The organism is Clostridium sp. 'White wine YQ' (assembly GCF_028728205.1).
Lineage (GTDB): Bacteria > Bacillota > Clostridia > Clostridiales > Clostridiaceae > Clostridium_T.
Map to the genome: position 1 here is coordinate 29,634 of NZ_JAQYUU010000005.1, position 14,808 is coordinate 44,441.

The 14,808-nt window shown below is 28.7% G+C and carries 11 protein-coding genes; 2 read left to right on the top strand and 9 right to left on the bottom strand.

Translation table 11 applies throughout. The features are described from left to right. Positions 1-25: 25 nt before the first annotated feature. The 7 genes from PTZ02_RS14360 to PTZ02_RS14390 all read right to left on the bottom strand — a co-directional run bounded on the left by PTZ02_RS14360 (position 26) and on the right by PTZ02_RS14390 (position 9,719). On the bottom strand, positions 26-1,339 hold the full coding sequence (locus PTZ02_RS14360; protein WP_274228493.1) for an MFS transporter: 1,314 nt from the start codon (positions 1,337-1,339) through the stop codon (positions 26-28). Between the two features lie 499 nt (positions 1,340-1,838). Next, on the bottom strand, positions 1,839-3,551 hold the full coding sequence (locus PTZ02_RS14365; protein ID WP_274228494.1) for a methyl-accepting chemotaxis protein: 1,713 nt from the start codon (positions 3,549-3,551) through the stop codon (positions 1,839-1,841). Between the two features lie 103 nt (positions 3,552-3,654). After that, positions 3,655-6,285 carry an EAL domain-containing protein gene (locus tag PTZ02_RS14370; protein WP_274228495.1) on the bottom strand — a complete coding sequence of 877 codons (2,631 nt, stop codon included), beginning with the start codon at positions 6,283-6,285 and terminating at the stop codon, positions 3,655-3,657. Between the two features lie 113 nt (positions 6,286-6,398). Continuing rightward, complete coding sequence (locus PTZ02_RS14375) at positions 6,399-6,854, bottom strand: hypothetical protein (protein ID WP_274228496.1); 456 nt, start codon at positions 6,852-6,854, stop codon at positions 6,399-6,401. Continuing rightward, on the bottom strand, positions 6,851-7,648 hold the full coding sequence (locus PTZ02_RS14380) for a RelA/SpoT domain-containing protein (RefSeq protein ID WP_274228497.1): 798 nt from the start codon (positions 7,646-7,648) through the stop codon (positions 6,851-6,853). The genes PTZ02_RS14375 and PTZ02_RS14380 overlap by 4 nt, the downstream gene beginning before the upstream one ends. Further along, positions 7,638-8,516, bottom strand: a complete 879-nt coding sequence (locus PTZ02_RS14385; RefSeq protein ID WP_274228761.1) for a S66 family peptidase — start codon at positions 8,514-8,516, stop codon at positions 7,638-7,640. Before PTZ02_RS14385 ends, PTZ02_RS14380 begins: the two co-directional genes overlap by 11 nt. A 138-nt stretch (positions 8,517-8,654) precedes the next feature. Beyond that, positions 8,655-9,719 (bottom strand): HD-GYP domain-containing protein, encoded by a 1,065-nt coding sequence (locus PTZ02_RS14390; RefSeq protein WP_274228498.1) that lies wholly within the window; start codon positions 9,717-9,719, stop codon positions 8,655-8,657. Between the two features lie 337 nt (positions 9,720-10,056). Between PTZ02_RS14390 and PTZ02_RS14395 the strand changes: the two genes are divergently transcribed. Together PTZ02_RS14395 and PTZ02_RS14400 are read left to right on the top strand one after the other, a co-directional pair. Beyond that, positions 10,057-10,665, top strand: a complete 609-nt coding sequence (locus tag PTZ02_RS14395; protein WP_274228499.1) for a DedA family protein — start codon at positions 10,057-10,059, stop codon at positions 10,663-10,665. A 184-nt stretch (positions 10,666-10,849) separates the two neighbouring features. Further along, complete coding sequence (locus PTZ02_RS14400) at positions 10,850-11,227, top strand: CBS domain-containing protein (protein WP_274228500.1); 378 nt, start codon at positions 10,850-10,852, stop codon at positions 11,225-11,227. 69 nt (positions 11,228-11,296) lie between these two features. Here the strand turns inward: PTZ02_RS14400 and PTZ02_RS14405 are convergent, their stop codons facing one another. Both PTZ02_RS14405 and PTZ02_RS14410 read right to left on the bottom strand, forming a co-directional pair. Then, positions 11,297-13,447, bottom strand: coding sequence for a transporter substrate-binding domain-containing diguanylate cyclase (locus PTZ02_RS14405; protein WP_274228501.1), 2,151 nt, complete (start codon positions 13,445-13,447; stop codon positions 11,297-11,299). A gap of 168 nt (positions 13,448-13,615) precedes the next feature. Further along, entirely contained in the window at positions 13,616-14,779 is a 1,164-nt protein-coding gene (locus PTZ02_RS14410) for an iron-containing alcohol dehydrogenase (protein WP_274228502.1), read from the bottom strand. Positions 14,780-14,808 lie beyond the last annotated feature (29 nt).

Below are 14,808 nucleotides of genomic sequence, written 5' to 3' on the forward strand. Positions count from 1 at the left end.
CAAGAGATATATTCTCTTGCCTTAATTATATAGAATCATATGAAGCAGTTTTACAGTTTTCTATATTTTCCTCTATTCCTACTTCTTTATCTTTAATAAAAGTCATAATTATGCCTAGTATTGAAATAACTAAAAAAATTAAAAATGCTATCTTATATTCTACTAACCCATAAACCTTTATACCATTACTTACTTCACCACTCCAATTAAAGTCTAAAAAATAACCAATTAAAATACTTATTATGGAACTACCAACAAATTCTCCAGAATTAACAATACTTGTAGCTATTCCTATATATAAACTATCAACCTTTTCTTTAATATCAGTAAAACACAGAATAAGAGACATAGCAAACACTCCCATTATGAAGAACAAATATGGAACTATTTTTATTGGTGGCTTTCCACCTTCGATTATTAAAATATATATCCATATACTTGTATTTATAATTAAACTTATTCTTGGAAAAGTTTTTATAGGATCAGATAGAAATTTTTCAACATTTCCTACTAAAATTGACCCTCCAACTAATCCATAAATTATAAATGATATGTAAAAGGCTGAAGTAGTCTTATTCACCCCATAGATTGAAGTAAAATATGAAACTCCCCACAATCCAGTCAATGCTGTTGTGCATCCTACTAATGAAAATAATATAAAAAAGTTTCTCCAAGTTGCCCTATTTCTAATAACCCTTTTTAAGGCATATCCTAATTTAATTTTTTTAATTTGATTTTCATCTCCCAGAGCATTGTATCCAACATCTTTTGGAGATGAATATACATATTTGTAAACCATAAATCCGACAAAGAAACAAGCTAATCCCATTATATAAAAAGAATTCCTCCAACCTAGCATTATTGCCATTGCAGCTAGTGGAAATGTTGCTACTACTCCTCCTAAATTCCCTATAAAAGATAACTTTGATGAAGCTTTAGAAAACTGTTCCTTACTAAACCAAATAGATTGAGCTTTTAACACTGAAATAAATATTACTGAAGTTCCTATCCCAACTAAAAGTCTTCCTCCATAAGCCATCCATATTTTATCCGAAAGCCCAAGTAAAATTGAACCCATTCCAGTAAAAACTACACCAAACATACTTACTTTTTTATATCCATAAACATCTAGTAATATTCCTGCAGGTATTTGCATAATAGCGTAGCTATAAAAAGTTATTGAAGCTAAGTTTCCTAACTGAATAGCTGATAAATTTAATGTCCTTGCTATATCATCTGACACTACTCCTAATGCGCTTCTATGAAACAATGACATAACAAAAGTTAGCGAAAGAATTATCCATATTCTCCACTTATAAAAATCATATGATCTTTTCATTTTAGTCCCCCTAAAAAATGTTCTGTAATAATTATGCTTTATGTTTCATCTGTTGTACAGTTATAATTTTATTTTATTGAAATATTTGCCTTAGTATACTTCAGCTTATTTTGGGTAACATAATATCAGAGAACAGATTAGATAAGCCACCTTACATTTCTTATTATGATTTGTAAGAAGTTATGGATTTTATAGAGTTAGGAAAAGTGTTATAGTGGTTGAAGTCTTTCTATCACTATGATATTCCAACTTATTCTATAGAGTCTAGCTCACATCATATTTGGTGTTGTAGTGATTTTACTAAGCCATAAGGTTTTCTAAAGTTATGTAAATATCTTATATGGTGGAACGAAGCATTATTACAAGTAGTGATTTGTTTATATTTAGTCTATAGATTAAATATAGATAATAAGTTATTTATAATAGTGTTAGTTATCTAATCTGTTCTTTTTAGTTAAAAAGGACTATATCAAAATTTGATATAGTCCTTTGTTACATCTTAAAATTTAAAATCACTAACTAATGCATTTAGAACTTCTGCAATTTCAGCTTGATGTTGAGCTGCAATAGAAACTTGTTCTATAGCTTTTGAAGTTTCATCAATACCTGTTAAAATATCTTCTGATCTATTTGTTGTATTTTGCATATTTTCTGCCATGTTCTGTACAACCCTTGCTATTTCATCAGTTGATGCATTTAGTTGTTGAGACATTGATGCAATATTTTGTGAAAGATTACTTACATATGTAGCATCTTTACCATATAATTCTCCAGTTTCAACAAGAAGATTGTAGTCTTCTTTAACTTTATTATCTATAAATCCAAGAATATCTCTTGAGTTTGCAGATAAATTATCAAAGGATCCTTGAACATTCTTAATTACCTTTTGAATATTTTCTACGTAACCTGCTGATTCTTCTGCTAGCTTTCTAACTTCTTCTGCAACAACAGCAAATCCTTTTCCTTGTTCTCCAGCTCTAGCAGCTTCAATTGCTGCATTTAAAGCTAATAGATTAGTTTGTTCCGCTATTGATGCTATTGAATTAGCAATTACTGATATCTCACTAACAACTTTTCCATCCTCTATAGATTTTATGATGTTTTTTTCTTTTTCTTCATATAGATTATCTGCTACATTAACGGAAGTTACTCCTCTTTCCTTAATGTTTTCTGATCTATCTTTTATTTCAACTGATTGTTCACTGGCTTCTGTTGAATTATTCGCTAATTGTGTTATACCTTTGTTTACTTCTTCCACTGTCGCCGATAATTCCTCTGTTACTGCATTTATATCTTGAATATTTTGAACAATGTTACCTGTATTCTCTTCGATATTTACAAATGTACTTGACATCTCCTCAAGGGTTGCTGATAATTCTTCACTAGAAGCTGAAACCTCCTGAGTTTGTTCTGATATCTTTTTTATTATAAACTTAATTCTTTCTTTTGCCTCGTTTAAGGCTCCGATTAATTTGCCAAATTCATCATTTGAATCTATTTCTAATGAATATGTTAAATCTCCTTCTGATAGTGCTTTAGCAAAATTCACACCCTGTCTTATTACTTTTAGAATGTATATAGATAATACTGTTGCAAGTACTAAAGATATTATAAATCCAGCTCCTATTATGACGTACATTTTTACAATTACGCCACTCTTAGTTGTTGAATTTTCAGAAGCTTGTACCTTTGCAGCGTTTTGATTTTTTGCGATTATTTTTCCTAAGTTATCTGAAAGCTGCTTCCTTATATCACTTACATCTTTTAATCTGCTAGTTGCAGTATCATAATCTCCATCTTTTGTTAAATTTAATACTTGTTCCCTAGCATTAGCATATTTTAAGTAATCTTGATTTATTGATTTCCATAATTCTTTATCTTCATTTACTAACAATTCTTTACCGTAAAGATCCATAGATTTTCTAAGATTTGTATCTAAGTCGCCAATTGCTTTTGCTGCTTCTTCAGTCTGTGCTGCATCTTTATAAACAATTATATTTTGAAGATATACATTAATACCTGTTACATCTTCTTTGATCGAATGAATTGTATCTACACTTCTTAAATTCTTATTGTACATATTATCTGCATTATTAGATATAGTACTAACCCCATAATTTCCTATAATTCCTACTGCTAACATCATTAAAACTATAACAACAAATGTAATTATTAGTTTTAACCTAATTGACAAATTCTTGATAACCTTCACTTCTCTTACCTCCTAAGTACCCCAATTAAGAAATCTTAAACTTAAGCTTTTCTCTTTTTAAATCTATAGTATAATTCAATAAATCTAATTATAGCATATATGTCTATTTTTTATCAATTTCTTTAAATTTTATCACTTTTTCTATCATTTCAGCAGGCATAGGCTTACCTAAATAGTATCCTTGAAAATTATCACATTCTGCCTTTTCTAAATATTCAAGCTGATATTCATCCTCTACACCCTCTGCAATGGTTTCTATATTAAGCTTGTGAACTAGAGAAATTATTGAATCAGTTAGTATTGCTTCTTTATTATTTTCATCAATCTCGTCTACAAAAGATTTGTCTATTTTTAAAATACTAATAGGCAACTTTTTTAAGTAGCTTAGTGAAGAATATCCTGTTCCAAAATCATCAAGTGCTATTCTTATTCCATAATTCCTTAGTCTCTTTAAGGTTTCAATGCTATTATCAAAATTATCAATAAATACGCTTTCTGTAATTTCTAATTCTAAATTCTCTGGTTTTATTTTAAGTCTATCAATTACACCTAAAACTAAATTAACAAAATTCTTTTGTCTTAGCTGAATAGGAGAAATATTTACACTCATTATTACTTCTATTCCATACTTGTCTTTTATATTTTTATACATTTCTGCAGCTGTATTCAGTACCCATTCACCAAGTTGAACAATTAATCCAGTTTCCTCAGCAATTGGTATAAATTCTAATGGGCTTAAAAAGCCTACCACAGGATTGTTCCATCTTATTAGGGCTTCAAATCCTCTTAATTTTCTTGTCTTTGCTTGATATTGTGGTTGATAGTATAAAAGAAATTCTTTTTTCTTTAATCCAGTTCTTATCATACCTTCAATACTTATTTTCTTAATTAATTCCTCTTTCATATTTACATTGAAAATCTGGTAAGTATTCTTGCCTAATTCTTTAGCCCTATACATAGCAGTTTCAGAATTTTTCATTAAGTCTTCCGCTGTTTGTCCATCATCTGGATAAACTGAGATTCCGATGCTTGCACTTAAGTTTATGAAATTCTCATTAATATTAAAATCATCAGTAAATAATTTATTTATATCTTCCACTACATCAATAATATCCGTAACCTTATTAATATTTTCAAAAAGAATTGAAAATTCATCTCCTCCAAGTCTAGCAATTAAATTCTTCTCATTTACACATTCACTTAATCTTTGAGTTGTAAGTAATAGTAATTCATCTCCAACTGAATGTCCTAGCGTATCATTAACTTTTTTAAAATTATCAACATCTAAGAATAATACTGCAACTTTAGTATTATTGACATTTGAATTCGCAATTGCCTCTTTTAACTTGTCTAAAAAGAGATTTCTATTAGGCAAACTTGTTAAGTTGTCATGATATGCCATATGGGTAATGGTTAGTTCATGTTCTTTTAGTGTTGTTATATCATGATTGGTTCCTGTAACACCTATAACATTATCTTTCCCATCAAATATTGGGCATAAAGTGACATTAAAATATCGTGTTCTACCATTCTGAGCTACGTATTTATTTTCCGTAATTATAGTTTCCCCTGAACTTATTACTTTTTGAATAACTCTATCCCATTTCTTTGAGTTTTCTTGTTTATTTACTATTTCACCCATTGTCTTTCCGATTATATCTTTTAATTTAAGTTTCATCATCTCACAAAATCTCTGATTTACAGTGGTGAAAACTCCATTTACATCACAACTATATATCATATCTTGAGATGAATTGACTAAAGTTTTATATCTTTCTTCACTTAATTCTAACAATTTATTACTTTCCTGAATTTCTTGTAACTGTCTAGTTAATTCTTCTTCTGATGCTGCAATTTGTTCGTAAAGTGCTTCTAGTTCTTGATTTTTATTGCTTAACCCAATCTCATAATTTATCTTATCAGTAATATCATTAACTACACCAATTACCCGTATTGAATTTCCATTAACGTCTTTTTCAACATCTGCTATTGAATGAATATATCTAATTTCATTAGTATCTTCCCTTATTATTCTATATTCAATATCATATTTCCCTTTTCCACAAATCAAATCTTCAAAGGCCTTATCTTTTCTCTCTTTATCATCCACGTGAACATTGGAATTTAAATCTTCAAATTTTATTATATCCCGGTTTTCTTTTAGTCCATATAATTTAAAAGCTTCTTCCGATGCATTAAAATTTCCTGTTGTTAAATCCAGTTCCCAACTACCTAGATTTCCTATTTCTTGTGCTCTTTTTTGTCTTTTTTCTTTCTCTAAGGCCACAGAAATTTTACGTTCGAGTTCTTCAACTTGCTTATTTAATATTGAATTCTTTTCTTCTAATTCTAATTGTCTTTCCTTTATTGCCGTTACATCAATAAATATTAAAACAAAATACCCTTTCTCTATTGAATATGTATTTATTAGATACCACTTATTAGTAACTTGACTATATCGTTCTATAATGTTACATTTCCCACAAATAGAAACATCATTATAAAATTCAAACCAGTGAGCCTTTTCCTTATTGCTATTTTTCTGCTCTTCTTTTATACGCTTTCCTAATATATTTTCACGTCTCATCTCTGAAGCACTTTCAAATGCCTTATTAACTTCAATAATTTCATAATCTATAACATTACCTAGTTCATCTGTTATTATTTTATTATACGAAAAAGCATTTATCATATTTTCAATTACAGCTCTAATGAATTGCACTGAATATACCATCAAATATACCTACTTTCTAGAATAAAGTTTTGATATAAAACTTCTCTTTTATCCTCAAATTAAACACTTTTACTACATAACAACTTTATCGTATATTTTAACTTTTTCTTAATTTAATTAAATGTAATATTATTAGCCTTACACCAGTCTTTTGCTAAATTTATGAAAAAATTATCCTTATATTCATACCATGCTTCGCCATCAAAAATTTCACTATAATTTTCTCTTATATATCTAATATCTTTCCCTCTAGACAAATCAGTTTCAATTTTTCCCCTTACATTTTCATCAATCTCTTTTATGAAAAATTTTAATATTGTATTATCATCAAATTGTAATTTATCAGGTAATTTTATATAATCTTCTTTATTTTCAACTATATCATAAGCCCATTTTACAGCTTCTTGCTGCCACTCAGGATAATTATCTATCTCAACTCCTGTTTTAGCTGCTAAATATTCTCTTTGTGATATAGATAAAACCATTTCACTTTTCTTGTGATAATATGCCCCTGCTCCCTCATCCATAAAATCCATTGCATATATAATTTCTTCTAAATCTACTCTCATTTCTTCTCCTTTAATCTCTTTATTTCTTCATCTTTTTCAATTATTGTTTGAGCATACTTTTGCTCTATTTCACTCAGGTCCTTACTTAATAAGTTAATTAGTGATGCCATCTCATCAGCACTTCCTGCAATTCTATTGAATAGTAATAAATTTGATTCAAGTATACTTGGTATTTCTTTATGAGAATACCTAAGTTGATGATCTATCTCTCCATACCCTTCTTCAAATATAGTTCTAACTTGGATTTCTGCTATAACCTTTTGATTAGTAGGATAAAATTCTATGAGATAGTGGACTGATCTATATCCAGATTGCCTAGACTTAATTTCAATCCCTAATTCTTCAAATCTCTTTGTGTCATCTCCTGCTCTTACATTAGCAGTAATTTCTATTACCTTCCATGTAGCTTGTATAAATTCATGTATACTTTCCCAATCCTGCTTAAATATATGTATTGCTCTTATTCCAATTAAATCATTTATTTCATTTTTATAATTTTCTGTTGTAAACTTAAAACCTTCCCCATACTTTTCCTTCCTGCTCGAGGTCTTTCTAATGATTTTTTCTATCAATCTTTCTGGGTCCTTAACTCTTGATTTAACTGAATGAATTTGATTATGAGTTCTTAATATATTTGAAATAAAATCTGCTTGAGATTCATAGTTGTCTTTAAAATTCATGTAATCATCATATATATTATTCAATTCTACTAAATCAACATAATTATTCTCAATTTCATCCTCTACATAAGGATACTTTTTTATAAATTTCTCTACGTTAAATTTATTTTTCATAAAATGTCTCCTTAAATAAATTAATATTATTGCCTATGGAAATAGCCTTACTATTTTGTCTATGCCCTAAATAAGCAGTCTTAATAACAGGGATCTTTTTATCTTCTATTATATTTAAAAGTATTTCTTCAACCTTTGGATAATAATTTCTATCCTCCATCTCCGAAAAAGAACCTAAAATAATACCACTTATCTTCTCAAAAGCTCCTATTTGCTTGTATTGTGTTAAATATGTAGCTATCTTCTTATCATCTCCGCCTAAGCTTTCTAAAAAAAGAACTTTATTATCAAAGCTTGGCATATATTTTGTTCCTGATAACTTTAAAAAACACCTTAAATTTCCACCAACTACTTCACCTTGAATTTTATCCCCTTGAATCCAATTATATTTAAAATTTATTAAATCATTATATCCTTGGAAAAATGTTTTAATAAATTCCTTCTGTTGTTGTTCTTTATATTCTCCCACTAAGTTTCTAATTTGATAGTAATATGTTTCTATATTAGCCATGGTGTTTAGTGGATTTATAATAACAGTTAAATCACTATACCCACAGAATACTTTTGGATTATCTTTTATCAAATTGAAATCTAAGAAATCTAATACTCCATTAGCTAAATCTCCACCTGAAATATCAAATATTACTTTAACTTCTTTATCCATAAATAGATTCATAAGCCCTTGCGCTTTCTCTCTTGGATCTTCATAACAACACTCTTCTTCATATATGTTGTTACCATATTTAACCTTTAAGCCTAAACAACTAATGAATTTTTCTAGTTCATGAATCTTTTCTCTATTCATTAATTGCAATTTATTAGAGCATGCTACTATTCCAATGAAATCTCCAGCTTTTAAACTCCTCATCATATAAATTCCACCATCCAATAAATATCTTCCTTAATTATATCCATAATTAGCTAAAACTAATATATACACAAACGTAAAAGGATATTATTAGTTTACTTAATAATATCCTTTTAGTCATTAAATTTATTTTTTATTTTAAACAAGCAATTGCTCTATGTATATATCTTTTTCTTTCTTTAAATCTAAGAATCCATCTTTGCTAAATAATAATGGTCTAGCTATATCATTAATATCAATCTGAATTATTTTGCATTCTTCTCCATTACTTAAAAGTACTTTTTCCCCAGTATAATAATTTACTATATTGCTTAGGAACACATTACAGAATTCATAATGTAATTTCCCTTTACTTTCTTCTTTTATTATTTCTAAGGCTTCAAAAGGTCTTCTCTTCTTTTTATGAACTCTGTCTGAATTAATTGCGTCAAAAACATCTGCAATGGCTATTATCTTTGCAAAATCATGTATTTGCTCATCTCTTATCCCAAATGGATATCCTGAACCATCCATTCTTTCATGATGCATTAATATACCTAGACTAACTGAACTATCTAAGTATGGAACACCTCTTACAGAATTGTATGCTAGTACAGTATGGTTCTTAATTTCACTAAATTCCTTAGTTGTTAATGGGTCCACCTTATATAAAATATCTTCTTTTAATTTAGTTTTCCCAAAGTCATGCAGTATGGCTGAATATGTAAGTAAGTTGTTATCCTTTTCACCAAGCTCTAACCACTTTCCTAGGATACAACTTAATGCTGCTACATTAACACAATGTCTATATATAGCATCATCTCCACTACCATATAGTACAATGTTTTTAATAATTGCACTAGTTGAGTCAAGTTCATCTTGAATCTCTTTAGCAAACTTTCTTACTTCATCTATTCCAGATATTTTAACATTAAATACATTTTTAAAAATGTATTTTATATTCTCTGAAAATCTATTAAATTCTTCATCAATCTGTTTTACCGTTTTCTGTTTTTCAAGGGTGGTATTCATCAAAACTGCATCATCTTCAGAATATACTTCAATTTTTGTTAAAATATATTTTTCTTTTAACCTATGTAATACTGACTCGGTAATTGGAAATCCTTTTGCAATAAGCACCTTACCCTCAGCTCTTATTTCCTTTGCAGCAATCATGCCCGGTTTTAAATCTTCAACTAAAAATGATTTTTTTGCAGCCTCCATATGATGTACCTCCACTTTTGATAATATAACTTAATTTTAACATATACTTACACACTTAATAAATATATTCTTGATATACAATATTTCGGATAATTGCTTACATTAGTTTATATGTAAGACAAAATTTTTCAATTTTATCTAAATTAATCATTTAAAAAAATAATTTCATAAATTTATGAATTGTTTCAGAGGTTTTTTATGCAAATTTAGCATTAGGCATTTTAAATATATACCATTTAGTTATGCCATCTTATTCACATATTTTTTGTTTATTAAACATTCATATGTTATAATTATGTCTACATAATATATTAACTTTTAATTAAGGAGATTTTAAATGATTGAATTTATTGTTAATTGGGCAATCTTTGTCTTGGGGAAATTAGGATACTTTGGTGTGTTTTTATTAATGGGATTAGAAAGTGCGTGTATTCCTATTCCAAGTGAAGCAATTTTACCTTTTGGAGGATATTTAGCTTCTTCAGCATATGAGGGCACACGTCTTAGTCTTCCACTTGTTATTATCATTGGTACATTGGGTGGAACTGCTGGTTCTATATTCGCCTATTACCTTGGTGCCAAAGGTGGTAGACCTTTAGTTGAAAAGTATGCAACTAAATTGAGGTTATCGAAATCACACCTAGAAATGAGTGACAATTATTTTAATAAATATGGAGAGAAAATAGCCTTTTTTTCTAGGTTACTACCTATTATTAGAACATTTATCTCGCTTCCTGCTGGAATTAGCAAAATGAATTTCAACAAATTTGTTATATATACATTCTTAGGCTCATTAATTTGGAGCATAATACTTGGTTATGCTGGATATATAATGGGGGAAAATTGGGAAGTAATTCGTTCTTGGCTTCATATAGCTGACTATATAGTAATAGCTGCTGTATTAGCATTTATTGTTTATGTATTTGTTAAAAAAAGAAAAAAATAATATATTCATAAAAAGGAGCATTGAAATTAATGCTCCTTTTTTTAAAATTAAATTAATCCTTAATAAGATTAGTTTAATTTTATATTTTAAATTGTTACTTTTTATAGTAAAATACTAATATAATCATCAAACGTTTACATCTTGCTAATTTGGCTAATATTATATTTTTAAAGGGGATGATATTATGAAAATAACTGAATTTATTAAAAATGATTTACATACCATTAATGTAAATGACACCGTAGATAAGGCCTTAGACACCTTACAAAATCTTAACCTAAACGGTATGCCTGTAGTAGATGATACCAATACCTTGGTAGGTATGGTTGTAAAAGCTGATATATATAGATTCATGATTCATCCTGGTCATTATGATAGTTGTCCTGTAGACTGGGTTATGTCAAAATCAGTAATAACTGCTAAATCAGATGAAGATATACTTGTTGTAGCAAAACGACTACGTGATAACAATATTATTGCTATGCCTGTAGTTGAAAATGATAAGGTGGTTGGTATTGTTAGCATAGAGGATTTACTAGACTATTTCATTAATAAAGATTAACTTCAAAATAAAAAGGGGTTGTGGCATTAGCGTTCAAAGACGCACCCATGCTTAACTCCTTTTTTATTTCTATTCAATATTCTTTTTAAACATTCGTTTATTCATATACATATTCTCATCTGCTGCTTTATATAAGTCTTCAAATAATATTTCTGATGAATATCTAATAGAATATCCTATAGCTCCAGTCGGAACAAATATATCCTTTCCATCAAATGATATTTTCTTTTCCTTAGACCTTTCATGTATTCTATTTATTACCTCAACTGCAGTTTCCTCATTTGAATTATTGATTACTATAAAAAATTCATCCCCACCAATCCTAAATATAACACTATCGTTGGGGCACGATTCTCTTAAGGCATCTGAAAATAATTTTATATATGTATCTCCATAATAATGTCCATATGTGTCATTCACAACCTTTAAATTATTTATATCTGCTACAATTAGTACTTGAGGATAACTTGATTCATCAATATTGTTTAAAAACTTAGTATTGAAGTAACTCCTATTGTAAAATTCCGTCAGAGGATCTATTGAAAGATAATATTCTCTCTGCTGCAATAGCTCTTTTTCCGTTTTTGCACGTATTAATGCTCCTATCAACTTAACAATAAATAGTATTATTATTATAATAATCATTAATAAAACTATTACTAGTATAAAAAGTTTTTCATTGCTTTTATTGTAATTCATATGAGGTACTTCCTCATAACCCTTCTGATATATTTCATCCATATCTATCATAGGTAATACTTTATTTATTATCCCTGCTAGCTCAGGCTTACTCTTTGAAACTCCTAAATACAAGAATGAATCATTGCTAGTATTTCCTCTTTGAACTAAATCATAGTACTGAAGCTCCTCAGTATAGTATCTAACAACAGTTGGATTTTCGATAAGATAATCTGCTTTTCCCTCATGGACAAGTTGCATGGATTCTTGAATATCGTTAGTTCTTATTATATTTACATTTGAAAGACTTTTAACTAAAACTTCATCCTGCCAAAAACCATTTATGACTGCAACAGTTTTTCCTTCTAAACCATATATATCTCTGGCTTCTTTTTCATCTTTTCTTCCAACTATAATATCTCTTTCCTTACTAAAAGATTGAGGATATAATACATAATTCATTCTTTCATCCGTTTTTGCAATATTTAATACATCTATTTTGCCAGCCCTAAGACTATCTGACAAGCTATCAAAATCACTAAACGTATAGCTGAATTTTATACCAGTCATTCTTGATATTTCTTTTATTAGTTCTCCATCGATTCCTTTAAATTCACCTTCATCATAATAGTCGAAAGGAAGGTAATCTTCTGTTACACCTACATTAGCTTTTCCATCTTCTAAAAGCCACTTTTCTTCTTCCTCAGTCAAGTTCATTACTTTCAGGTTGTATTTTATTTGTGCGCTATTTATAATTTCTGATAAATTATTGTTTTTTAAATATTCTATTTCTTTATTTAATATTTCTATTAATATATTATTTTCTTTTTTCGCTGAAAAAGTCATATCAGAATTGATATTACTTATTTTAGATACATAATCTATATCAGGATATTTATATAAGTAATCGTAAATTACTGAACCTCCAGACATAATAACTGCATCCACTTCATTATGTAATAGTGCATTAATTTCTTGTTGCTGATTTACATATGTTTTTTTATTATAACTAATATTTTTATACACGTTAGGCAAGTTATCAATTATATAGTCTTTTTCCATAAACCCAACTGTTTTTTTATCTATATCTCCAATTGTTTTGATTGAATTATTCTTTCTTGAAATTATCACATAAGGTATTTTAATAATTGGATCTGTAAATACCATAAACTTGTCTCTCTCTTGAGTTTCATTTGCGCCATAAAGTAAGTCTATCTTATTATTTTCTAAGTCAGAAAAAATTTTTCCCCAGTTATCAGTTTTTATCTTAACTTTTATTCCTAGATCATCACTTATATTCTTCATAAGTGGGGTAAGATAGCCTTGTATTTCATTATTATATTTGAAATACTCTGAACCTAAGTTAGGGTCTACTCCTAAAGTAAGAGTTTTATCCTTATTTTCTTCAAGCCAATTCTTCTCATCTTCAGTAAGACTTAGTTTATTATTCATCTTTGCCTTAACTATTCCTTTATTATTAAGAATAATGGTTCCCATAAACAAAACAATGGCAAAAATTATTATTTTTTTGGTTTGCTTCATTATAATGCACATCCAATCAAACTATTATCTTTATAACTTAGAATCATTATAGTATATCCAAGCTAATTCTTTAAGCTTTTTTACCAATATTTTTTCTATAAAAAATATCTCTAATGCCTAATCCATTATTACAGGATGACATTAGAGATAAATATCATTTTCTATTTACTATAGTGCTAATTTATATATATTTAATACATCTTGTGAATTAAGAGGTCTTAGATTTCCTAAATCCCCTCTTCTTGTAGCTTGATTTGCCATTATTTCTAACTTTTCAGAATCAATGCCCACTTGAGATAATCTTGATGGAATTCCTAGTTCATTGAAATATTCTCTAGTTTTTTCTATTGCTTTATTTGCTATAGAAACTTTATCTTCCTTCTCATCTATTCCCCAAACATTTACTCCATATTGAACAAAGTTATCTAAAGTATCTTCATTTAATATATATTTCATCCAATGAGGAGTTAAGATTGCAAGACCAACACCATGTGTAATATCATAAAAAGCACTCAATTCATGCTCCATAGCGTGAACACTCCACTCAGTTCGCTTACCATAGCTTAATAATCCATTTATCGCTAAGCTTGATGCCCACATTAAGTTAGCTCTGGCTTCATAATTTTCTGGTTCTTCCATTGCAATTGGTCCATATTTTATGCAAGTCTTAAGCAATGCTTCTGCCATTCTATTCTGTAAATATGCCTCTTTTGTCCTGCTAAAATATACTTCAAATATATGACTCATTATATCTGCAGTACCTGCTGCAGTTTGAGAAGCAGGTACTGTAAATGTATATGTTGGATCTAATATTGAAAACTTTGGTGCCATTAATGGATGTCCTGTTCCAAGTTTTTCATTTGTATCTAAATTACTGATAACAGCTCCCGCATCCATTTCTGACCCTGTAGCAGACAATGTTAGTATGCTAGCTAAAGGAAGTACATTTGTTATTTTTCTTGGATCCTTTACTATATCCCATGAATCTCCTTCATAGTAGTAGCCAGCTGCAATTACTTTAGCACAGTCTATTGAACTTCCCCCACCGACTGCAAGAACTAATTCTATATTATTATCCTTACATATCTTAACACCCTCACGTACACTAGTTATTCTAGGGTTAGGTTCAACACCAGATAGTTCCCAATATTCAATATTATTGCCCTTTAAAAGTTCAATAACCTTGTCGTATAGTCCACTTCTCTTAATGCTACCTCCCCCGTAAACAACTAAAACCTTAGATGCATATTTTTTTATTTCATTTGGTAAAACATTAACTTGCTCCTTACCAAAAAATATATTAGTAGGTATTGAATAATTAAAATTAAGCATTTGATTTATTCTCCTTAAATTTTTGATTT